Here is a 20,852-nt window from a genome sequence, read left to right as displayed (position 1 = left end):
TCCCTGGGCAGCAGGCACCGCGTGACGTGCCGAGCCCCGTGCACGGCCAGGACGCCCCCCGCGAGAGCCTTTCCTCCTCCCCCGCCGTCCCGTTCCAACTCGGCGAGCCCACACCGCCGGTCATGCGGCCCACACCTCTCGTACGCCGCAGCCCTAAGCAGCAGCGAGACCGGAGCCAGGCCCACCAATCCGACACCGAGGACCCCACTGCACCAGCCGGCGAGGCCAGGGCGCCCGAGCCCTCCCTGCCCGGCGGGTCCAAGGTTCCGCCAACCCGCTCTGTTCGGCGGACTGTTGAAGAGAGCCCCTCCGATGACGCCGAGCCCCGTCCGGACCTTCCTCCGCTCGTACCCGGAGCTCCGACTGACGAACAGATCCCGGTTCCGCGCACCGTGCGGAGCGATGTACGCAGTGCCGAGACCCGCCAGGTCGCACCCCTGCATCTCGATGGCGGCTTCGACAGCGGACCGGTCGAAGACTTCGTGGATTTCTCCGCGAGCAGCCTCCCTCTGCGTCGCCAGGGCGTCACCCAACGCGCCGCAGCGCAAGCGCACGGTGCCGCTCAGCACCAAGAGGGCACCAGCCGCTCCGAGCGACGGACGGCCGACGGCGCTCAGCGGCATGCAGAGGAGGCGCAGACGCACGCAGCCGTTGAGCACCCGGTTGCAGCCGGTTCCGGGCCGGGGCCCCGGCCCGGCCCGGAAGAGCCTCATCTGTGGACGGCCGCAGCGCCGAACGGTCGCCCCCAAATCCGTTCGGTCCATGCCGAACCTGACCGCCACCCCGCCCTCTTCGCGCACCTCGGTATCTCTCCTTCAGGCGTTTCTGGCGCAGAGCCCGCGCGAAGCAAGACGCCGGCCGACGGTACCCAGCACCGTGTCGAGGCCGTCACCCCAGGCCGGCAGCCCTCCGCCACCGCGAACACAACCGTCATAAGGACAGCGAATTCGACGCCTGGCCCGGTGACGGTCACCACGTCCCCGCCCTCCTGGGGCACCGACGTGCCAAGCGGTTTCGAGTCGACGCCGGTCACGAGGCCGGAGGCTCCCTCCTACACCCGATCCCTCGCGTCGCTCGCTCCGGCCGTCCGGGGCGAAGGTGTCACGGCTTCGGTCACAGATGCGTTCGGCAACGGACATCCGGTCTTCCACCAGATCGTCGAACAAGCAGTGCAGGATCGCGCCGTCGACTCCCACGACGCAAAGCACGACATAGCACGACGATCGACAGATGAAGCCACCCCCAGCCCCGAGTGGGGCATACCCATGGGATTTCTCTCGCCCGAAGCGGAGGCACAACGTTGAGCACAGAATCCCTGCCCCTACCCACCCATCGGTTCCAGTTGTCCTTTCACGGGCCAAGCGGAGAGATATGCGACGACTTCACCGGGTGCACAGGGCTCGCCATGTCCATGGAGGTCGACGAGGTCATCGAGGGAGGGCACAACACTTCACCCACCTACCTCAACACCCGCATCAAGTACACCCCTTTGACCGTGTCGCGACTCGTGTCGAAGCACACGCTGCAGATGTGCAAGTGGGTCCAGGACAACTTGTCCAAGCCGGTTCCCAAACCGGGGTACGTCGCGATTCTCGGACCCAACAACAGGAAGGTGGCCTCGTGGGAACTCCTGGACCTGCGGCCAGTCGCCTGGCGGGGTCCAACCTTGAACACCTCTACCACCACGTGTGCCATTGAAGAGATCGACTTCGTCCACGGTGGCTTCTACTTCGGCGATACGCCCAAGTAATCGCCGCGGACACGCCGAAGAAAGGAGGCGAGAAGACAATGGAAAAGGTAGAGAAGGCGGTTCTCGAAATCTACAAGCCGCCGATCGGCGGCCAGAAGCAGCTCGGGAAGCCGGCCGAAGTGGTGAAGTTCCAGTTCAACCCGGCACAGCTCTCCCTGGTCAAGGAGACGTCCTGGGCGCGGCACACCACCCGCCTCGCACCGCAGGCTTCCGTACCCGAGTTCCTCGGCAGCCAGCCGACGGTGCTCACCCTGACCGTCGTCCTGGATGCCCTCAAGCCGGACGACGACTCCGTCGACACACGGGTGCGGACGCTGCTCAAGTGCTGCCGGCCGGAGGAAAAGAGCCTCAGCAACAACCAGTCGTCCCCGCCGTGGGTGATGTTCCGCTGGGGGCACTGCGAGGCAGCCCAGTTCCACTCGGTTGTACGACACCTCGCGGTCCGGTTCACTCGCTTCTCCAGCGACGGCCATCCGCTGCGCGCAGTGTGCGATCTCGCCCTGGAGGAGGTCGGCATATGAGTGCGCAGGGTCTGGGTCACCTGCCGGGGTCGCCTTCGTCGCGCCAGTTCAGCGTGGTGGTGCGGGGGGATTCCCTCCAGTCCATCGCGGTGCGCAGCACGGGCCGTGCGGCCGACTGGCGGCTGATCGCCGAGCTGAACGACATCGACGACCCGTCGAAGGTACGGCCGGGCACGGTGCTGGTCCTGCCGAACGCCACCGACCGCTGAAGTCCATCCCTTCCACCATCACCTCACGTAAGGACATGTACAGATGACAGGGCGTCATACCGCCGGGCTGATCGTCGAGGCCGCGGGCCGCCGGATGATGCCCGCGGACTTCGGCGCCGCCCTGGCATGGGCCGTCGTACACGAGAACGGGCGTTCGTCGGCCACGGCCGAGGTCGGCATCCGGGACCCGCACAACGCGTCGCTGCTCGCCGAGTGGGGCGTCACCCTGGGCAGCACGCTCAAGCTGACCTCGGTGACCCCGGACGGCAAGCACGCCCTCTTCGAGGGTGAGGTCACCGACTGTGAGGCGCGGGCGAGTTCGGACGCGGGCGCCGCGAGCACAGTCGGCGGCGTATTCACCGTCATCCGCGCCAAGGACCGCTCCCACCGGCTGCGCCGGGGCTACCGGGTCGCGTCGTATCCGAAGATGACGGCCGGGGACATCGTGCGCGAGGTGGCCAAGCAGGCCGGTGTCGAGACGGGGACGGTCGACGACGCGCGGCCGACGTACGAGTTCCTCACCCAGCCCGCCATGTCGGACTGGGACTTCCTCTCCCACCTGGCCCGGGAGAACGGGCGGGACCTTTTCTTCCGGGACGGCAAGCTGCACTTCTGCAAGCCCGCACGGGCCTCCAGCGCTCCGGCGAAGGGCATGTCGGCCCAGGGCAACCCGTTCGCCCTGCAGTTCGGCGCGAACCTGCTGAAGGTCGGCTCGGTGGCGTCCCTCGATGACCAGGTGACCGGGGTCACCGTGCGGGGCTGGGACCCCGAGCGCAAGGAGCCGTTCGTCGCCATGGGCAACCCCGCCACGACACGGCACAGCACCGCCTGGACCGCGCCGTCCGGTGCGGTGTCGGGGCCATCGGTGCTGCTGGCTGGGCTGCCGCGCGGCACCCAGGGCGAGGCCGAGACGCTGGCGGCCAGCATGGCGCAGGAGGTCGCGGCGGGCCTGCCCCGGCTGCGCGCGGTGGTGCGCGGGGAGCCGCGGCTGCGGTTGCGCTCCGGGGTGTCGCTGACCGGTCTGGGCAAGCAGTTCGAGGGCCAGTACACGGTCACGTCCGTACGCCATGAGTACCACCCGGATTCGGGCTACCTGACGGAGCTGACGGTCAACGAGGGGGCGGACCGGACGGCGGCCGGGCGGCCCGGTGACGCCGAGGAAGGGCTGCGGCGCTTCTACGGGCTGATGCCGGCCAAGGTCGTCAACATCAAGGACGACAAGAAGCAGGGCCGGGTCAAGGTCCAACTCCCTTGGCTGGACGCCAAGTACGAGAGCAATTGGGCGCGGACGGTGCAGCTGGGTGGCAGCCGCGGCCACGGTGTGGTGGTGCCGGAGGTCGGTGACGAGGTCCTGGTCGGGTTCGAGCACGGCTGTCTCGACCGCCCCTATGTCCTGGGCGGGCTATACAACGGGGTGGACAAGCTCGCCCCGCACAAGCTCGACCTGGTGGACAGCGGCAAGGGCCAGGCCAACCGGCGTTCCTTCGCCTCAAAGAAGGGCCACCGCCTCGAACTGCTCGACGCCGACAGCTCCGGCATGGGTGCCACGCTGATCACCGGTGACGGCAAGCTCCAGATCAAGATGGACCAGAACGACACGGTCATCACCGTGCAGAGCGACGGCAAGGTCAAGATCGCGGCCAAGAGCGGCATCACCGTGGACGCGGGCAACGCTCCTCTGGAGCTGAAGGGCCAGAGCGTCAGTGTGAACGCCCAGCAGAGCCTCAAGCTCTCCGGCACCCAGGTCCAGATGTCCGGCACGAAGGTCGAGGTCACCGCGGACACCACGGCGAAGTTCTCGGGCAGCGCCGTCGCCGAGATCTCCGGCGCCCTCGTCAGGATCAACTAACTCACGCCAACCGCTCGTTCCGAGCAGCCCCTCCGGAAAGGAGAACGCGATATGCCTCCCGCCGCACGTATCGGCGATCCCACCATCCACGGCGCCGCCGCCGGTGTGGTGACCGGCCCCCCGATGGCTGCCACGGTCCTGATCGGCGGGCAGCCGGCCGCCGTCGCCGGGTCGCTCGCCACCTGTGTGGGCCCCCTGCACATTCCGCCGGTCCCGCCAGTGCCGGTGGTGGCCGTACGCAAGGTGCTCATCAACGGCATGCCGGCGGCCGCGATGGGCGACACCATCGCCTGTGGCGGCGGCATGATCGCCATGGGCTGCCCGACCGTCATGATCGGGAGCTGAGTGCCGTGTCCGACTTCTTCATCGGCCGCGGCTGGTCCGCCCCCCTCGGCGTGAGCCCCTCCGGCGGCATCGCGATGACCGAGGGCACCGCCGAAGTCGAGCAGGCCATCCGGCTGGTCCTGGGCACCGAGCCCGGGGAGCGGCCGATGCGGCCGGAGTTTGGCTGTGCGATCCGGGACCGCGTCTTCGGCTCGTTCGACGCGGCCACCTGCGGCGCCATCGCGTACGAGGTGCGCCGGTCCCTGGAGCGCTGGGAGCCGCGGATCGTCGTGGACGACGTCACCGTGGTCCAGGCCGCGGGGCAGCAGGAGGTCCTCGACATCCAGATCGCCTACCAGCTGTCCGGCACCAACAGCCGCCGCAACCTTGTCTACCCGTTCTATGTGATACCCGCCCGCGACGGCGAGGGACCGCACCCGCAGCAGAGGAGGGACACCGATGTCGCTGCCTAGCCCCCATCTGGACGACCGCCGGTTCCAGGATCTCGTCGACGACGCCAAGCGGTTCATCCAGCGCCGCTGCCCGGAGTGGACCGACCACAACGTCTCCGACCCCGGGGTGGCGCTGATCGAGGCGTTCGCGCAGATGGTCGACCAGCTCTCCTACCGGCTCAACCGGATCCCGGAGAAGGTCCACCTGGAGTTCCTCGACCTACTGGGCGTGCAGCTCACCGCCCCGCAGGCCGCACGTACGGAGCTGACCTTCCGGCTCTCGGCCCCGCAGGAGGCGGAGGTGGCGGTGCCGGCCGGCACCGAGGTCGCCACCCCGCGCTCGGGCAGCGCGCCCGCGCGGATCTTCACCGTGAACCGGGAGCTGGCGATCGTGCCGACCTCGCTGGGCCACATCGGCTCGGCGACGGCCAGACACGCCCCCGAGCTCGTCACCGAGCGCTTCCTGTCCGGCGAGCCGGTGACCTGCTTCGCCCAGCAACCCACGCCTGGCGACGCCCTGTTGGTGGGCCTGTCGCAGACCGCACCGCGGTGCGCGGTGGCGCTGCGCGTGGAGTGTGCGATGGACGGCGTCGGCGTGGACCCGCGGCGCCCGCCGCGGGTGTGGGAGGCGTGGTGCGGGGACGGCTGGGTGGAGTGCGAGGTCGAGAGCGACGGCACGGGCGGTCTGAACCGGCCCGGTGAGATCGTGCTGCACCTGCCCGACGGGCACGCCGCCTCGCTCATCGGGCGCCGCCGGGCGGGCTGGCTGCGCTGCCGCATCACGGAGGCGGGCCCGGGCCAGTCGCCGTACTCCTCCTCTCCCAGGATCAGTGCCCTGGAGGCGTACACGGTGGGCGGGAGCACGACCGCGCTGGAGGGCGAGACCATCCCGCACGACGAGATGGGCGTCTCGGACGGCACCCCCGGCCAGTCCTTCACCGTGCACCGCACCCCCGTCGTCGCCGGGTCGCTGCGCGCGGTGGCGGTAGAAACCAAGGCGGGCCGCCAGGTGTGGAAGGCAGTGCCGTCCTTCACCGACTCCTCCCCCACCGACCGGCACATCACCGTGGACGAGGCCAGCGGAACGGTCAGGTTCGGCCCGTCCGTGCGCCAGCCCGACGGAGAGATGCGACAGTACGGCGCGGTGCCCGAGATCGGCGCCAGGATCACGGCGGGCGCCTACCGCCGCGGCGGCGGCCGCGAGGGCAATGTGGCCGCGAACACCCTGACGGTGCTGCGGACCCCGCTCGCCCTGGTGTCGCGGGTCGACAACCGCACGCCCGCCACGGGCGGCGTGGACGCCGAGTCGGTGGACAGCGTGCGGCGCCGTGCCGGGCACTGGCTGCGCACCCAGGACCGGGCGGTGACCGCGAAGGACTACGAGTCGATCGCGGCCGCGGCCTGCCGGGACGCGGGGCGCATCGAGTGCGTGGCGGAGCCGGACGACTCCGAACGGGCTGGCCTGATAAGGGTTCTGATCATCCCTCAAGTACGGGACGTACGCGAAGAGGACAGCTGGCGCGAGCTGGTTCCCTCGGAGGGCATGCTCGCGTCCGCCGCCCGCGCAGTGGAGGCGGCCCGGCCCATGGGCGTGGTGGTCTCCGTCAGCGGGCCCGCCTACCAGGGCGTGACGGTGGTCGCCGAGATCGAGGCGGCCAAGGGCGCGGACCGCGCCGAGGTCAAGGAGCGGGTGCTGCGGGCGCTGTACGAGTGCCTGAGCCCGCTGCCGTCCGGCCACGGCGGACACAACCGCTCGGGCTGGCCGCTGGGGCGGGCACTGCGCCTGAGCGACCTGTACGCGGTGGCCGCGCGCTGCGCGGACGTCGAGTCGGTAACCAAGCTGGAGATGTACCCCGCGGACATCGGCACCGGCGAGCGGCAGTCCGCGACCGACCGGATCGACGTCGGTCCCGCGACGCTGTTCCTCTCCTTCCGCCACCAGGTCGCTGTGAAGAGCGCGCGCTGAAGGCCTGGATGACGGACAGACGGATAGGACGAGAGATGGAATCACCGCCGCGGGCCGTTGCGGCACCCCCGCTGGTGCCCGGGAGCCGGTCACTGCGCGCCATCCTGCCGGAGAGCTACCGGCAGGGTGACTTCGCCGACCGGTTCATCGCCGGGTTCGACGACGCCCTGGCGCCCCTGATCACCACGCTGGACTGCCTGGACGCGTACTTCAGCCCGCGCACCGCCCCCGAGCACTTCGTCACGTGGATGCTGAGCTGGTCCAACACGGCGCTGCCCGCGTGCGTGGGCGCCACGGGGCGGCGCAACGCTCTGCTGCTCGGGCACCAGTTGCACGGCCTACGCGGCACCGCGGCGGGCCTGGACCTGCTGGTGCGGTACGTCCTCGGCGGCCGCCTGGAGCTGACCGAGTCGGGGGGCACGCACTGCGCGGCCGGTCCGGACGACCCCACGATCCAGGGGCCGGGGACGGGCGGGGCCCGTGCTCGGGTGCGCGTACTGCTGCCGTACGGGACGGCCGCGGGCCGGCCGGGAGTCGTGGACGACCTGGAGGAACTGGTCAGGGAGTGGATCCCGGCGCACGTCCGCACCGAGGTGACGATCGAGGACGACGAGGACCCGCTGCTCGTGCGGGGTGCGGCGGGGGGTGCGTACTGATGGGAGCGGCTTCGTCCGGCCACCAGGGCTGGCACGTGCCGGGCGAGCAGGACATGTGCCACGGCTGCGGGGTGGTGGCCTACCCCGGCGAGATGTTCTGCGTCTCGTGCGGGGCATACCTGGGGTGGGACCGGACCGGAAGCAATCCGGTCGTGCCGTCGCAGCCGGGGGCCGGTGCCGGAGGCTCGGACTTCGACCGTCCGGGAGCAGGGGGCACTGGCTCCGGCCGCCCGGGAGCGGGGAGTGCGGACTTCGGCCGCTCGGCGGGTGCGGGTGGTGCTGGGCGGGGCGGTGGCCCGGGGTACGGAGGTGCGGACGCCGGACGGACCTCAACTGCGGGCGGTTCCGGGCCGATTGGTGGCTCCGGGTTCGACACCGGAGCGTCATCGGCTGGCGGGGCCGGGTACGGCGTCACCGGAACGTCACCGACGAGCGGGCCGGGATACGGCACCGCCGGCGCGGCGCAGGCCAACGGATCGGGGTACGGCGGCACCGGTGACGCGGCGGCCCGGCCGACGTCCGGCGATCGGGCAGGTGCCGAGTACACAGGCGCGCGGGACTGGGACATCCGGGCCCTGTACCCGGAGGCGCAGCAAGACCCTTCCGGACGTACGGGATACGCGGGTACGGGCGCCGATGGCTCGGCATCCGGTCACCTCACTCCCGGCTCCACTGGGGCCGCAAGCAGCGGTACGGGGCCCTGGACGCAGGCCCCCTCTTCCGGCGCCCCCGCGACGGGCGCCTGGGACCCGGCCGGAACTGGAAGCCCCAACTCCGGCCTGTCCAGTGGGAATCAGGACGTCGGCGGGCTGCCCGAGGGGCTCCGGGCCGAGCCCGTGCGGCCGCAGGGTCTCTCCTCGTACCCCGGCCGCCCGGCCCACGACCTCTATGCGGCGCCCCCGTCCGCCGAAGACCCGCCACACCGACCGCAGTTCGCCACCCCGGCCGAGGCCGGTCTGTACGCAGCCGCCGACAGCCCGTACACCGCGCCTGCCCAGGCCGACCCCGCCGCCGCGCAGACCCAGGTCATCGACGGCGAAGTGGTGCTCTGGGCCACGCTGCCCGACGAGCCCGCCGACCCCTCGGCCGCCGATGCGGCGACCCCGTCGGAGGGCATCCCGCACCTGCTGCTGTGCCCGGAGTGCCAGGCCCCCAACGCCGAGAACCGCACGTACTGCCACCCCTGCGGCGCCCTGCTGCGCCCGGAGCCGGAGCCGCCCGAGCCCACGCGCTGGGAGCGGCTGCGCAAGGAGTACCTGGAGCGGCCCAAGGTGTGGCACTGGGACCACCGTTGGTCCATGGCGCTGACTGCGCTGCCCGTCTGTCTGGCGGCCGGAATGTCGATGGGCGGCGTGGCGGCGGCTGCCGAGCGCGCCGTTCCGCTGGTCAAGGACCGCTTCGCGACCCAGTACGCGGTCACCCCGAAATCCATGTCCGCGACCAGTTCGGCCAAGGGCTTCGACGCCCAGTTCGCGCACGACGGCGTCGACAACAAAGCCTGGGCTCCGCAGGGCACGGGGGACGCGGCGGTGGGCCAAGCGTGGACGGCCACGTTCCAGAGCCCGTTCCGGCTGACCGCCCTGTCTCTCATCAACGGCGCGTCCAAGACGCCCGAGCAGTTCTTCGAGAGCGGCCGGCCCACCAAGATCACGGTGACGGCAACCACGACCGATCAGGGGCCGGTCGAGAAACAGATCACCCTGGGCGGCCAGCCCGGCCCGCAGCGCTTCGACCTGGGTATCGACAACGTGATCTCGGTACAGGTCCGGATCGACGCGGTGGCCCCCGCCCTGAAGCCGAACATGCCCGTGGCGATGGCCGAGATCCAGTTCTTCAGCCGGCAGACGTCATGACCGTACGCGCCGAACTGACCGTCCCCGACCAGGTGATCACACCAGGTGATTCACTCACCGCGCATCTGCGAGTCTGGAACGAGAGCCGTATCGTCGACGCCTACCGGCTCACACTGATCGGGCCGCCCGCCGACTGGCCGAACGCCGAGGAGGGCCTCGGCCAGCTGCCCGTCTACCCGGGCAACCACGAGAAGATCAACATCCCGCTCACCCTGCCCCGCCACAGCGACCTGCCGCCGGGCCCGCTGACCTTCGCGGTCCAGGTCGCGTCCGTGGAGGACCCGTTCGCGGTGGCCGTGCCCGAAGCGACGCTGTGTGTTGGCGAGTTCCACGACCTCGACGTGGAAGCGGTCCGCGCCCGGGTGGGCGGCGCCCTGTGGAGCACCAATCTGATCCTCCTGGAGAACACTGGCAACGCCACCACGACCGTACGGCTGCATCTCGCGCCGCAGGCGCCCGACGCCCCGCTGCGCACCCGGCTGCGCCGGACACGGCTTGCGTTGGAGGCGGGCGAGCAGGCACGGGTCGGCCTCAGTATCCGTGTGACCAGTCCGGTGCCGGTCGGTACCGCGGCCGACTGGAAGATCGGGGTCCGCGGCGGCTGGGGCGACGAGGAGGAACGGACCGCCGAGTTCGTCCACCGTCAGCGTCCGCTCCTGCCCAAGCGGGCCATGAAGGCACTGATCGCGCTGACCGCCGTCGTGGTGGCCGCGGTGGCCCTGTGGCTCTCCCCGGTGGGCGGCAAGAAGCCGACGGTCAAGACCGAGTCCGTCAAGGGCCCCTCCCAGGTGGAGGCGGTGCAGCAGGCGGAGAAGAAGGCCGCCGACGAGAAGAAGAAACAGGAGGAGGACCAGAAGAAGCAGGAGGAGCAGGCGAAGAAGGAGAAGGACGAGGCCGGCGCTCTGAAGAAGAAGCCGCTCGACGGGGTGTCGCTGTCCACCGACTCCAAGGCCAAGAAGCTCAAAGACGAGTACACGGTCCCGAAGGGCTACCGGCTCGTGCTGAAGGCGGTGCAGATCACTGCCGCGGGTCCGACGACCGGCACCCTGGTCCTGAAGGCCGGCACCCAGCAGCTGGTGACCACGCCGGTGGCAGCCCCTCAGAGTCCCTCGGCCATGCCTCCGCCCCTGAGAGAGGGCGAGAGGATCTCCCTGCAACTGAACTGTCTGGCACCGACCAGTGGCGGCGCCTCCTCCCCGTCGGCGCCCCCGGGCCTCCAGCCGACCGACTGCATGGCCACCGCCGTACTCACCGGCGACCTGATCCCCCTCAAGGGGCCGAACGCCGAACCGGAGAACCCTCCCTCCGGCGCCGCCCCCACGCCCACCCCCACCCCCTCGCCGCCCAGGAGCTGACCCGGTGAACATCGTCCAGCGTGTCGACGACACCCTTGAGAAGGAGCTGCGCCAGGGTCCCCTGCGCGGCGTGAACGCTCAGGTCGTCTTCGAGACACCGAACTCCGACTGGGCCGCCCGTCGTTCGGGGCTGTGCGTCAACCTCTTCCTGCACAGTGTCGAGGAGGACGTCGCGCAGCGGCAGTCCGGCGAGACCAGCATCATCGACGAGCACGGCGTCGTGGTGGGCTACACCCCGCCCGCCCGTTTCTTCAAGCTCGGTTACGCGCTCACCGTCTGGGGCCACTCCCCGAGGGACGAACACCTCCTGTTCGGCACCTTGTTGGAGTGGTGCGTCGCCACGGAGCAGCTGACTCCGCAGTCGAGTACGCCGGTCAGCCCGCTGACGCTGAAGCTGCGCGAAACCCCCGAGGGCGCGGAGCCCTTGGCCATGAAGCTCTGGTCGGGCCTGGGCACCCCGGCCCGGCCGGTCCTCGACCTGCTGGTGACCATCCCCGTCGCCAAGCCGAGCACGACGGTGGAGACCGAGCCGATCCGCGGCCTGACCCTCAGGGCCCGCAACGTGGCGCCGCCCGCCCCGGAGGACAAGCCCTTCCGCCCGCCCCGCCCCCGCGGCACCGCCCGGCCCCGCCGCCGGGTCGAGGAGATCGCCTGACCTTCGGGCCGGGCTCGAGATGTGAGAGTGACTGATGCTGGAGTTCGACTACAAGGGCGTTCACCTTCGGTACGCCGGAAAACAGAGCGAGGCCAAGGCGAGGGCCAAGGCCGCGAAGGTGGACGAGCAGGTACGCAAGTTCCTGAAGACGAAGGGCGGTGGCCCCTTCGACCTCCTGGGCCAGTTCTGCTCCGCCCACAACATCACGAGGGGCGGCGGACGCGAGAACCTCGCCAAGCAGCTCCTTGCGCACACTCAGGGCGAGCAGAAGAAGATGCAGCAGGTGAAGGCGAACGGCGCCGCCAGCGCGGCGCGGCTTCAGCAGGAGCACGAGGACAACGTGAAGGCCAGGGCGTTCGCCTGGTTCTACGGGACTGAGCTCGGCTGCGCGTACCTCGCCCAGGTCTTCCGCCTGCAGAACCGGGACCCCAGCCAGGGGACCCCCGCCAAACCCACGGCCAAGCAAGTCGCGCAGGAGCTGTCGAAGACGCTCGACGGAGCGGACATGGTCTCCGACATCAAGATCATGGAGGGGGTGTTCGAGGAGATTCTGAAACTGCCCAGGAAGAAGGTAGTCGACCTCTTCCGCTCCACGCTCCAGCCGCCCAAAGGGCAAACGCTGGAGGGGAGGTACTACCGCGCCGAGGTGCTGAACGGACCTTCCTTCCGCCCGGGTGCGGTGCTGCGCACGCAGGCGCCCACGTCGATCTCGGGGAGGCGTGAGAAGGCCGAGGAATTCTTCGAGCACAGGGCAGGGTTCGGCGGCGCCAACATCCTCTACGTGTTCGACAATCCTCCGGCGCGGCGGCTGCAGACGGCGCTGGACAAGTCGAGCACCGGCGAGTCCGAGGGCATCGTCCCCGACCGCACCTTCTTCAGCGTCGCCCATGTGGCGAAGAAGGGCGACTGCACCGAGGTCCACCTCGCCCACGCGGGCGAGGAGGCCCAGAACAAACAGTGGAGGTGGATGGGGCACGACGCCGGGCTGCGGCTTCCGCCTCCCCAGCACGCCTGACGCCGGGCTCCGCTCAGAGAACCGCCCCGGCATCGCCGTCACCTCCCGGGACCGCGCGCACCGGTCCACCGCGAAGCCCCATGTGCGGCGGGAACTCGATGCCGCCCAGTCCGGGCGGCCCCGCAGCATCATCAGAAGGTGCGCGGCGTCCGGCAAGGCGGCCACGTGGAGCGCGTGAGCTACGCGGCACTGCTGCCGGATCAGTCGGCCGGCGCGAAGAACCGCCCCAGCTTTCCGTACTCCGTCTCGACGCCCTGCAAGAGGTCCTCACGGGACAGCGGGCGCTGGGCGGCGGCCGCGGTGAACGCAGCGCTCTCGACGCATGCGCGGATGCTGCCGCCCGCGAGGTCGTAGCTCTCGGCCAGGGCGTCGAGGCACAGGCCTTCGGGGGCCGATGCGCCGAGCAGGGAGCGCCACAGGCGGACGCGGACCTCGGGGCCGGGGCTTTCGAAGTGGACGACCTCGTCGAAGCGGCGGGTGAACGCGGCGTCGATGTTGGAGCGGAGGTTGGTGGTCAGGACGGCCAGGCCGTTGAACGCTTCGAGGCGTTGCAGGAGGTAGCCGCTCTGCATGTTGGCGTGGCGGTCGTTGGAGCTCTTGACCTCGCCACGCTTGGAGAACATCGAGTCGGCCTCGTCGAACAGGACGACCGCATCGAGCATCTCGGCTGCGGAGAAGACCCGTTCGAGGTTCTTCTCGGTCTCGCCGATGTACTTCGACACGATGGACGGGAGGCTGATGACGTAGAGGTCGAGGTCCAGTTCGCGGGCCACGGCCTCGGCGGCCATGGTCTTGCCGGTGCCGGACTCCCCGGCGAACAGGGCGGCGGTTCCCTTGCCGCGGCCGCCTCCTCTGCGCAGTCCCCAGCTGTCGAACACCGTCTCGCGGTGGCGGACACGGGCCACCAGCATGTCCAGGCGGGTGCGGACTCCGTCCGGCAGCACCAGGTCCTGCCATCCGACCTCGGGGGCGATGTGCCGGGCCAGGCCGCCGAGGTCACCGGCGGCGCGCTGCCGGGCGGCTTCCCGTACGGTCTGAAGGGCGGGGGTGATCGCGTGCAGGGCCGAGGCGCGGTGGATCCGTTCGACGGAGACCGAGGCGGCGGCGCCGAGCTGGTCGCCGGGACGCCGGGCGTCGGGGGCGCGCAGGTCCGTCTCGACGGGCTGGGGGGTGTCCCACCCGTACGCCGCCCACCCCTGGCTGCCGTAGAGCAGCAGGGGGACCGGTTCGTCGGCTAGCCGGGTCACCAGTCGCCGCAGCTGGTCGGCCGGGTCCGGTTCGGTGGCGGCGGGGGCCGTGAGGGGCAGCAGAACGGCCGCGCCGAGCAACCGCGCCTCCAACGTGGCCTCGGCGGCCAGCTGTTGGGGGGAGGTCTCGCCGCTGGTGAGGGCGTCGGGGTCCAGTAGGAGGGGGACGAGACCGGTCGCCGCGAGCGCGGCGCGGCTCGCCGGGAGTGCCTCGCCGTGGATGCCCTGGCGCAGGTACCGGGTCCGGTGGGGGTCGGCGGCGAGCGCCGTGTCGAGGCCCTTGGCGTGCTGCGGATCGTCGTCGTCGGGGTGGTACGGCAGGACGCACAGCCAGCGGTTCCTGGCTCCGCCCGGGGCGCGGCCAACCAGGAAGTCCAGGACGCGGTCGGGGACGTCGAGCACCCGTTCCGGGAAGACCGCCTCGGGGTTCTGACAGGCCATCAGGCCGGTGTCAAACAGCGGGGAGCCCTGCCGCAGCAGACCGCCGGCGATGGCGTCCGGCAGGGGGATGCCCTGTACGGAGAGCGCGACCGAGACGGAGGGGCGGGAGGTGGGCAGCCCGCTCAGGAACTGGAAGGCGGCGCCGCAGACGGGCTTGAGCTCGGGCAGCAGGCAGGTGACGAGCAGGTCGGTCTCCCGCTCCGAGAGGTGGAACTCTCCGACCAGGTGGGCGAGCCGGTCGCCCTCGGCCTTGCGCAGCGCCAGCCGTTCCTCGCCGGGCCAGCTGTGGCTGTCGTCGGGCGGGGCCGCGGCGTCCTCCGACGGGCCGCCTTCCTCGCGCTCCATGTAGAGGCGGCGCAGCCGTTCTTCCGCCACCTCGAGTCGTTCCTCGAACAGGCTTTGACTCATAGGTCTGAGAAGTCCTCCACAGGGATGGGGGCACACAGCAGCGGTGCTTCCCGGCCGACCCTAGGAGGCCGCCATGCCCGACGGCCGTCGGCCGGGGTGGATTCGTACCGGTAAAAGTTGATCGTTCGGGGCCGTCGGCGGCGGGCAACCCGGGGTACCGCCGACGCACGGCGACGTCCGTGGTCGGTCAGCGGCGGGGGGCGCGGCGGCTGATCACCGCGTACGCCGTGCAGGCGCCGACGACGAGGAGGGTGGCAACGGCGCTCGTCACGAACAGCGGGTCGACGCCGCAGCCGGTCACGGCGAGGCGTCCCTGCTCGTCGGCGGCAGGCGTGGACTTGGGCGAGGTGGACGGCGAGGCCGACGACGACGGCTTCTTCCCGCTCGTTCCGGAGGAGTTCGGGGTGGCCAGCGGGGGCAGCGCGGTCCCGGTCGGTGCGGGGTTGGCGGCGGGCGGTAGGGGATTGGCGGGGCGGTCACCGCTGGGAAGGCAGCCGGCGAAGGCCATCTGGTGCGTTTCCGCGCCCGGGGCCGAGGTCAGCTTCTTGGCGAAGACCGCCCCGTTGACGTGCCCGGGCCCGGTCTTGCTCGTGCCCATCTGAACGGCGGCGTCGGGGGCGAGGATCGTGCCGGGCCACGAGGCGCTGTTCTTGACCAGCGAGGTGGCCTGCGGGAAGTTCCACAGCAGCTTCGACCGGAGCACCTTGAACTGGCCCAACCCCGCGGCGTAGTCGTCGAGGACGAATACCTTACTCGCCGGATCCCAGATCTCCACGCCGCTCAGCGAGGCCGCCGACATGTCGTCCGAGCCGCCGAGCACATTGACCAGGGTGGTGGCTCCCGCGGGGACCTTGAGCGAGATACGGTCGGCCTGCTGAAGGTCGGCGGCGTCGACGGTGAAGACGTTCCGCTGTGCGTCGTCCCCGGTCAGGAGCAGGGCCTTGCTGTTGGTGGGGCGTGCGACCGTGCCGTTGCCCTTCAGGGCCGCCCAGGCGGCCGAGTTGGAGCGCAGCGTGGCGAACTCCCGCTTGAAGTCGACGGGCGAGGAGCCCTTCGCGTGCTTGCCGTCGATGGCAAACCCGCCGGGGCGCCTCGTGTCGCGGAGGTTCCGTAGACCCGGAGCCCCTGGCTATGACGACCTGGTTGACGCTCAACATGCCGCCGACGACGAGGGAGTTGTGGTTGGGGAGGGTGCCGAGGTCCGCGCCGCTGAGCTTGTCCCCGACCGAGAAGCCCTGTCACGTCTTGCCATCGCCCAGGGCGTGCGTCCCCTCCGTCGGCCACGGCTCCCTCCGAGTCGAAGTACCGCGTGGCGTCGCCCTCGACGAACTCGGCGTACTTCCCGTCGGTCCCGAGCGGATTGGCTCCGCACTAGAGTGCCGCCACTGCGGAGGTGGCGGGCGCCAAGGCTGGGGAAGCGACGACACCGGCGGTGGCGAATGCTGCGGACGTGCGGATGCGAGATCTCCTGGTGGAACAGGGCGAGTTGGGAGGCAGGAGGGGTGACGGGGTCCCGACTCTTCACCAGGCTTGACATAGCGTTAATTCTACTTATTCAGTGATAAATCAGGCATTGGTTCCATAACCTCCCTAAGGGGACCTAAAAGGTGAGGTAGGTCACGTGACTTCCGGCCTGCCGGAACGGCCGGGCCAGGGAGGGGCGTTGGGGCACACCAATGCAACATGAGAGGGTTAATCCAAGAATATCACCGTCTGCCGGGCCCGCTTGGCACGGTGGGCATTGCCGCGCGCGACTTCCCGGAGAGTGATGCCCATGCCGTTCACCGCACCAGGGGACCCCTTGCTGAGCCTTAACGTCGTTAACGCTCAGCAAGGTTGGCGTTGTCCGTCGGTGGACGGCCCGGCATGTCCGTCGAACCAGTGACCTGCGAGGACGGCGGCCCCGCAGACATACGCGTCCTCGTCGTCGACGATCAGGCGATCACCCGCTCCGGCCTCACCTGCCTGGTCGACTCCGTCCCCGGCTTCACCGTCACGGCCGTGGCCGAGGACGGCCCCCAGGCGGTGTCGCAGGCGCGGGAACGCGACGTGGACCTAGTCCTGATGGACCTCCACATGCCGCGCATCGACGGGGTCGAGACGACGCGCCGGCTGACGCGACTGAGCCCCGCGCCCCGGGTCATCGTGCTGACGGCGTTCGCCGTCGACCACCGCGCGCTGGACGCGCTGGAGGCGGGGGCCAACGGATTCCTGACCCAGGACATCAGGCCGGAGGGGCTCCGAGGCGCGATGGAGAGCGTCATGAACGGCGTCAGCCCCCTCTCGGCAGAGGCCCTGGGCCTCATCGTGAGCAAGGCGTCGCACGGCACGGTCCGCGGCCGGGTGCACCGCGCCGAACTCCTCAGCCGGCTCACCGAGCAGGAGCGGCGCGTGCTGAAGCTCCTCGGGTCCGGAATGAGCAACGTACAGATCGCCGGGACGGTTTACCTGTCCGTCTCCGGCGTCAAGGCCCACGTCTCACGCATCCTGCGCAAGATGGGTCTGCACAACCGCACCCAGGCCGCGGTACTGGCATACGAACTCAACCTGCTGCACGGGTAGTTCGCCCGCTGCCCGGCCGGTTCGGGCGCGTGCCCGGGCGACGAAACGCCCCGGCTGGTTCGAGCGCGCACGCCTGGCTAACGGATGGCCCGGCCAGTTCGGGTGCGTGTGCCCGGAGGACGGAACGACCCGGCCGGCTCCGGCGCGCATGCCCGAGGCGCGGAACGGCCCGCCCAATTCGGGCGCGCGTGCCGGGGGGCGGGATTCCCCTCCCGTCGAACGCTGGCAGGCCCGGCTATCCCGTCCGCCTCCACAGGTGGGCCTCAGGCCTGAACCAGTCGGGGTTGTCGACGCTCGTGTGGGCCGGGTCTGGGCCAGCGCCGACGACTGGCTGAGCCTGCACGTCTACATCGGCCGGAGCCCCCTGTTGCCGTGCGCGGGCCATCGGGGCGTTCTCACGCCCCGATGGCCCGCGCACCCCGGTGGATCAGCTGGATCCTGCGGTCTTGCGGCGCAGCCCGAGGCGCAGCGTCTTCCGCGTCGTGCTCGTGAAGACCTCACGGGGCTTAGCCATGCTCTGGCCGGTGACGGTCCGCACGCGCTCCCGACCTTCGTACACATCGAGCTCGTAACCAGGCGCAACCCCGATCGTGTACTCGACCTCCCCGGACGCCACACTCTTCGGCCTGACATCGATGTGGAACTGCCGCGGCGCGTTCCACGCGAGCCGTTCCCTGCCCGCGATGGTGGACACCAGGTCGGCTTCCTGGGGATTTTGACCCTCGTTGATCTGCAACTGCCCCTCGACGGAGTCGTCGGGCTTGATCGTAAGGCAGGACAGCGGGGCTTCCCTGCCCTTCCATACCTGCTGCCACGACGCCGAGGAACCCGTCCCGAAGTCGACGACCGAGGTGAGTTCGTCGGTGTCGAACTCGACCGTCCACGCCCTGCGGTGCCACATCGGCCCGGAACTGCCGGACCCCGGCTGAACCGGAACCTGGGGTTGGGTGTGCGCGGCGGGGCCGGCGGCGACGAGGCGCCGCCGTTCCACCTCAGTCGAGTTCCACAGGTTGTTGGCGACCCTCACGGCGACGTCGCGGAGGCCGAACTCGTACTTGTAGCTCGACAGCCGGATCTTGGATTCGGAGACCTGAATAAGCTTGTCCTTCTCCTTCTGCGTCTTCGCCGTCAGGTAACTCCACCGAGTGCCGGCCAGGCCGACGAAGCCCTCCAGCAGGTCGTCCATGGTTTTGAATTTGCCCCTCTTGTAAGCCTCGCTGGCCCATGCCGCGGGAAGAGCGGCCAGCATAGCGACGATGTGCCCCTGGTTCGTCTTCCGCAGGTATTTCTGCATCATGCGATGGCGCGCTTCGGGGAAGTACCTCATGGCAGCGACGGCGACCAGCTGCTCGTTGAGGACCCTCTCGTAGTAGACGGGGTTCGCGATGGGGGTGATGTCCTGAAATTCCCCGCCGGTCAGGGTCCTGAACTTGCCCAGGAACCATTCACGGGTGTTCTGCGCACCTTCCTCCGCGGAACCGAGCACTGGCGTCTGCCCGGCTCGTTGCATCCGGTCGTTCTTCGCGTCCTCGTTCTGCTGCTGAGCTCGTTCCACCTTGTTCGTGAGCTTCTTCATCTCCTCGACCAGGCTCCTGATCTCCTTTCCTTCCACCGAAGCCGGATCGGACATCGCTATCAGGTCGTCGTACGCTCCGGGCACTTGGTAGAGAGAGATCATGAATTTGAGGAAGATGCGATAGGTGGCCGCGCGCCCATCGGGCCTTCTGCTGTTCAGGGTCGAGTCGAACCACTCCCGAATCTGCAGGCATCCGTAGGCTATGGGCTCGGCCATTAGCTCGACGGCCTCGTAGACCGAACCTGAAACCCTGTTCAGCGCGTAGGTGAGGAGCGGGAGCCCAGGTACGTCCTCCAGCAGGGACTGCAGGGAACTGAGCTGGTCCTTCTTGATGTAGCCGAGGGCCTGCAATTCCTTGTAGCTCTTCCCTCCCACCAAGTTGTAGAAGTCTTCGGGGGAGAAATTGTCACACTTGCCGGTCTCCTTCTGCAGCTTCTCCACCAGCTTGGTGTTGGCGTCGAAGGCCGGATCGAGGGTCAGAGCGGCCAGGTAGATGAAGAAGTCGGGCCCCGGCTTCAGGGCCTTGGCGGTCTTGCCCAGCTGCCCTTGAGCCTTGGGGTGCTTCACCAGGTCGAGGATCGCCTTGCCCTTGTCCTTCAGGTCCTGCACGGACTTGGGTGCGTCATGCGCCCCGGTCTCAGTGCTCGGATAGCTCAGGTAGGCGGCGACCGGCCCGCTCCAGGGCGGCGCGTCTGCAGGCAGGGACGGGCCGTAGTAGCTCGCGATATCGCTCATGAGCATCTGTCCGGCTCGCATCGTGCCGGCCTCTCCGCGGGGACGCTCACCGAGAGCCTGCCCGTAGGGCACCTGCCAGAACTTCGCAGGGACGCGGCTGACCTGGAGATGGCTCTGCAGCCCCTCCATCATCTGCGAGGCGTATTCGAACGCCTTGTCGCCGTTGCCCGTCACGACGAGCGTGGACATGATGTACCGCTTCTGTCGGCTCCGTGCCGTTCCCAAGGGCGGCTCCGGAACGGGGTCCGGCGTTTTTTTGGTGAGGTTCGCAGGGCTCCATCGGTGGCCTGCGACAAAGCTGGTAGTGCGCGGCCCCACCTGGGACACGTCCTCCGTTCTGTCGACCACGACACGGGAAAGGTTGGCCAGGGATTCGGTGCCCGGTTTGTAGTAGCTCTGGTGAGATGTGAACGGGTTGATGAGATCCTTCGCCGGGGTCCAGTGGTATTTGACCTTCATTCGCGTGACCCGATGTTTCTCGGCGTAGTTCTTATGCGCGGGGTCGATGCTGAAATGGTTGAGCCAGCTGACCGGGTCGCTAGCGGTGGCGGCTGTGTAGATGTTGGAGCCGCCGAGGTGTCCGGCGCGAAGTCCGGTTCCGGGGCTGCCGAGAAAGGCCAGGTTGTCCACGACGGGCTTGCCCCAGTCATCGTTCCCGGCAGCCGTGGCGGCATGGCCGGTGACCACACTTCCGTAGCTCATCCCGCTGACGGTCAGCGAAGGACAGTCCGCCAGTTTCCGCTCCCTCCGGGCGGCACTCTTGCACCAGTGCCCACGCCACGTGTCCAAATCCCGCAGGAGCAGTTCACTGCCCTTTGCTGCCGGCTTCTCGAATCCCATCTTCCAGAATCCCGGAGCCTTGTACCCAACCCAGGCAACGACGGCGACACTGCTATTGGGTCGGGTCTGCAGGCACTGCTCGCGAAGATTGCGTGCGTGGCCGACCAGCTCACCGAGGGACTTGAGCGAACTGCCCATGCCTGGCACCAGAACCGCCACATACTCAGCGGTCTCCATATTTCCCACAGCCACTGCCGCGCGCCCATGCCCCTTCTTGAACTGCGCGTCGTAGACCAGTAGCGAACAATTCTTATTAGCAGCCATCACCTTGTTCACCAGGTCGGCATTACGCCGAGACTGTTCGTTCCCGAAAAGCGCATCTCTCTTGCACTCTTGACGGTTCCGATCGGAATCGGCCGTGAACTTGTCCTCCCATGCGTCCTCCGGTACCGGAGAATCGTCCCGGAGGTCGTCCAACGGTGGGGCACTGGGAACCAC

Annotated in this window: 16 protein-coding genes; 13 read left to right on the top strand and 3 right to left on the bottom strand. The window is 69.4% G+C overall.

Features of this window, described 5'->3' with window-relative positions; all coding sequences use genetic code 11:
- The first annotated feature begins 1,252 nt into the window (after positions 1-1,252).
- Genes ACIQ8J_RS28675 through ACIQ8J_RS28620 form a run of 12 tightly spaced genes read left to right on the top strand, consistent with a single transcriptional unit; the run spans position 1,253 to position 12,605 of the window.
- Positions 1,253-1,750 carry a phage tail protein gene (locus tag ACIQ8J_RS28675; protein ID WP_403277233.1) on the top strand — a complete coding sequence of 166 codons (498 nt, stop codon included), beginning with the start codon at positions 1,253-1,255 and terminating at the stop codon, positions 1,748-1,750.
- A 38-nt stretch (positions 1,751-1,788) separates the two neighbouring features.
- Complete coding sequence (locus ACIQ8J_RS28670) at positions 1,789-2,271, top strand: hypothetical protein (protein ID WP_403277234.1); 483 nt, start codon at positions 1,789-1,791, stop codon at positions 2,269-2,271.
- Positions 2,268-2,480, top strand: a complete 213-nt coding sequence (locus ACIQ8J_RS28665; protein WP_403277235.1) for a LysM peptidoglycan-binding domain-containing protein — start codon at positions 2,268-2,270, stop codon at positions 2,478-2,480. The genes ACIQ8J_RS28670 and ACIQ8J_RS28665 overlap by 4 nt, the downstream gene beginning before the upstream one ends.
- Before the next feature lie 43 nt (positions 2,481-2,523).
- Positions 2,524-4,329, top strand: a complete 1,806-nt coding sequence (locus tag ACIQ8J_RS28660; RefSeq protein WP_403277236.1) for a VgrG-related protein — start codon at positions 2,524-2,526, stop codon at positions 4,327-4,329.
- 51 nt (positions 4,330-4,380) lie between these two features.
- Positions 4,381-4,674, top strand: a complete 294-nt coding sequence (locus ACIQ8J_RS28655; protein ID WP_403277237.1) for a PAAR domain-containing protein — start codon at positions 4,381-4,383, stop codon at positions 4,672-4,674.
- A gap of 5 nt (positions 4,675-4,679) precedes the next feature.
- Positions 4,680-5,126: a GPW/gp25 family protein gene (locus ACIQ8J_RS28650; RefSeq protein ID WP_403277238.1), complete on the top strand. Its 447-nt coding sequence runs from the start codon at positions 4,680-4,682 to the stop codon at positions 5,124-5,126.
- Entirely contained in the window at positions 5,113-7,071 is a 1,959-nt protein-coding gene (locus ACIQ8J_RS28645) for a putative baseplate assembly protein (RefSeq protein WP_403277239.1), read from the top strand. Before ACIQ8J_RS28650 ends, ACIQ8J_RS28645 begins: the two co-directional genes overlap by 14 nt.
- 35 nt (positions 7,072-7,106) lie before the next feature.
- Positions 7,107-7,727 (top strand): hypothetical protein, encoded by a 621-nt coding sequence (locus ACIQ8J_RS28640; protein WP_403277241.1) that lies wholly within the window; start codon positions 7,107-7,109, stop codon positions 7,725-7,727.
- Entirely contained in the window at positions 7,727-9,580 is a 1,854-nt protein-coding gene (locus ACIQ8J_RS28635) for an NADase-type glycan-binding domain-containing protein (RefSeq protein WP_403277242.1), read from the top strand. The genes ACIQ8J_RS28640 and ACIQ8J_RS28635 overlap by 1 nt, the downstream gene beginning before the upstream one ends.
- Positions 9,577-10,935, top strand: coding sequence for a hypothetical protein (locus ACIQ8J_RS28630; protein ID WP_403277244.1), 1,359 nt, complete (start codon positions 9,577-9,579; stop codon positions 10,933-10,935). Before ACIQ8J_RS28635 ends, ACIQ8J_RS28630 begins: the two co-directional genes overlap by 4 nt.
- A 4-nt stretch (positions 10,936-10,939) precedes the next feature.
- On the top strand, positions 10,940-11,590 hold the full coding sequence (locus tag ACIQ8J_RS28625; RefSeq protein ID WP_403277246.1) for a DUF4255 domain-containing protein: 651 nt from the start codon (positions 10,940-10,942) through the stop codon (positions 11,588-11,590).
- A 34-nt stretch (positions 11,591-11,624) separates the two neighbouring features.
- Entirely contained in the window at positions 11,625-12,605 is a 981-nt protein-coding gene (locus ACIQ8J_RS28620) for a hypothetical protein (protein ID WP_403277247.1), read from the top strand.
- A 200-nt stretch (positions 12,606-12,805) separates the two neighbouring features.
- On the opposite strand, the gene ACIQ8J_RS28615 is transcribed toward ACIQ8J_RS28620, so the two are convergent.
- Both ACIQ8J_RS28615 and ACIQ8J_RS28610 read right to left on the bottom strand, forming a co-directional pair.
- Entirely contained in the window at positions 12,806-14,701 is a 1,896-nt protein-coding gene (locus tag ACIQ8J_RS28615) for an ATP-binding protein (protein WP_403277248.1), read from the bottom strand.
- Positions 14,702-14,888: 187 nt separating this feature from the next.
- Complete coding sequence (locus tag ACIQ8J_RS28610) at positions 14,889-15,713, bottom strand: choice-of-anchor A family protein (protein ID WP_403607977.1); 825 nt, start codon at positions 15,711-15,713, stop codon at positions 14,889-14,891.
- An 854-nt stretch (positions 15,714-16,567) separates the two neighbouring features.
- On the opposite strand from ACIQ8J_RS28610, the gene ACIQ8J_RS28605 reads away from it, so the two are divergent.
- Positions 16,568-17,263, top strand: a complete 696-nt coding sequence (locus ACIQ8J_RS28605; protein WP_403277249.1) for a response regulator — start codon at positions 16,568-16,570, stop codon at positions 17,261-17,263.
- Positions 17,264-17,690: 427 nt separating this feature from the next.
- Here ACIQ8J_RS28605 and ACIQ8J_RS28600 read toward each other — a convergent pair whose 3' ends face one another.
- Positions 17,691-20,690: an alpha/beta hydrolase gene (locus ACIQ8J_RS28600; RefSeq protein ID WP_403277250.1), complete on the bottom strand. Its 3,000-nt coding sequence runs from the start codon at positions 20,688-20,690 to the stop codon at positions 17,691-17,693.
- Positions 20,691-20,852 lie beyond the last annotated feature (162 nt).

Origin of the sequence: Streptomyces sp. NPDC094147 (assembly GCF_044764265.1) — a bacterium.
In the GTDB taxonomy this organism is placed as follows: domain Bacteria; phylum Actinomycetota; class Actinomycetes; order Streptomycetales; family Streptomycetaceae; genus Streptomyces.
The sequence above is the reverse complement of the archived record's forward strand: the minus strand, read 5'-3'. Positions and strand labels throughout refer to the sequence as shown.

What these genes read in the sequence shown, in the direction of transcription:
- ACIQ8J_RS28670 (WP_403277234.1), top strand. Translation starts at nt 1,789, where the DNA reads ATGGAAAAGGTAGAGAAGGCGGTTCTCGAAATCTACAAGCCGCCGATC.
- ACIQ8J_RS28665 (WP_403277235.1), top strand. Translation starts at nt 2,268, where the DNA reads ATGAGTGCGCAGGGTCTGGGTCACCTGCCGGGGTCGCCTTCGTCGCGC.
- ACIQ8J_RS28660 (WP_403277236.1), top strand. Translation starts at nt 2,524, where the DNA reads ATGACAGGGCGTCATACCGCCGGGCTGATCGTCGAGGCCGCGGGCCGC.
- ACIQ8J_RS28655 (WP_403277237.1), top strand. Translation starts at nt 4,381, where the DNA reads ATGCCTCCCGCCGCACGTATCGGCGATCCCACCATCCACGGCGCCGCC.
- ACIQ8J_RS28645 (WP_403277239.1), top strand. Translation starts at nt 5,113, where the DNA reads ATGTCGCTGCCTAGCCCCCATCTGGACGACCGCCGGTTCCAGGATCTC.
- ACIQ8J_RS28640 (WP_403277241.1), top strand. Translation starts at nt 7,107, where the DNA reads ATGGAATCACCGCCGCGGGCCGTTGCGGCACCCCCGCTGGTGCCCGGG.
- ACIQ8J_RS28635 (WP_403277242.1), top strand. Translation starts at nt 7,727, where the DNA reads ATGGGAGCGGCTTCGTCCGGCCACCAGGGCTGGCACGTGCCGGGCGAG.
- ACIQ8J_RS28630 (WP_403277244.1), top strand. Translation starts at nt 9,577, where the DNA reads ATGACCGTACGCGCCGAACTGACCGTCCCCGACCAGGTGATCACACCA.
- ACIQ8J_RS28620 (WP_403277247.1), top strand. Translation starts at nt 11,625, where the DNA reads ATGCTGGAGTTCGACTACAAGGGCGTTCACCTTCGGTACGCCGGAAAA.
- ACIQ8J_RS28615 (WP_403277248.1), bottom strand. Translation starts at nt 14,701, where the DNA reads ATGAGTCAAAGCCTGTTCGAGGAACGACTCGAGGTGGCGGAAGAACGG.
- ACIQ8J_RS28605 (WP_403277249.1), top strand. Translation starts at nt 16,568, where the DNA reads ATGTCCGTCGAACCAGTGACCTGCGAGGACGGCGGCCCCGCAGACATA.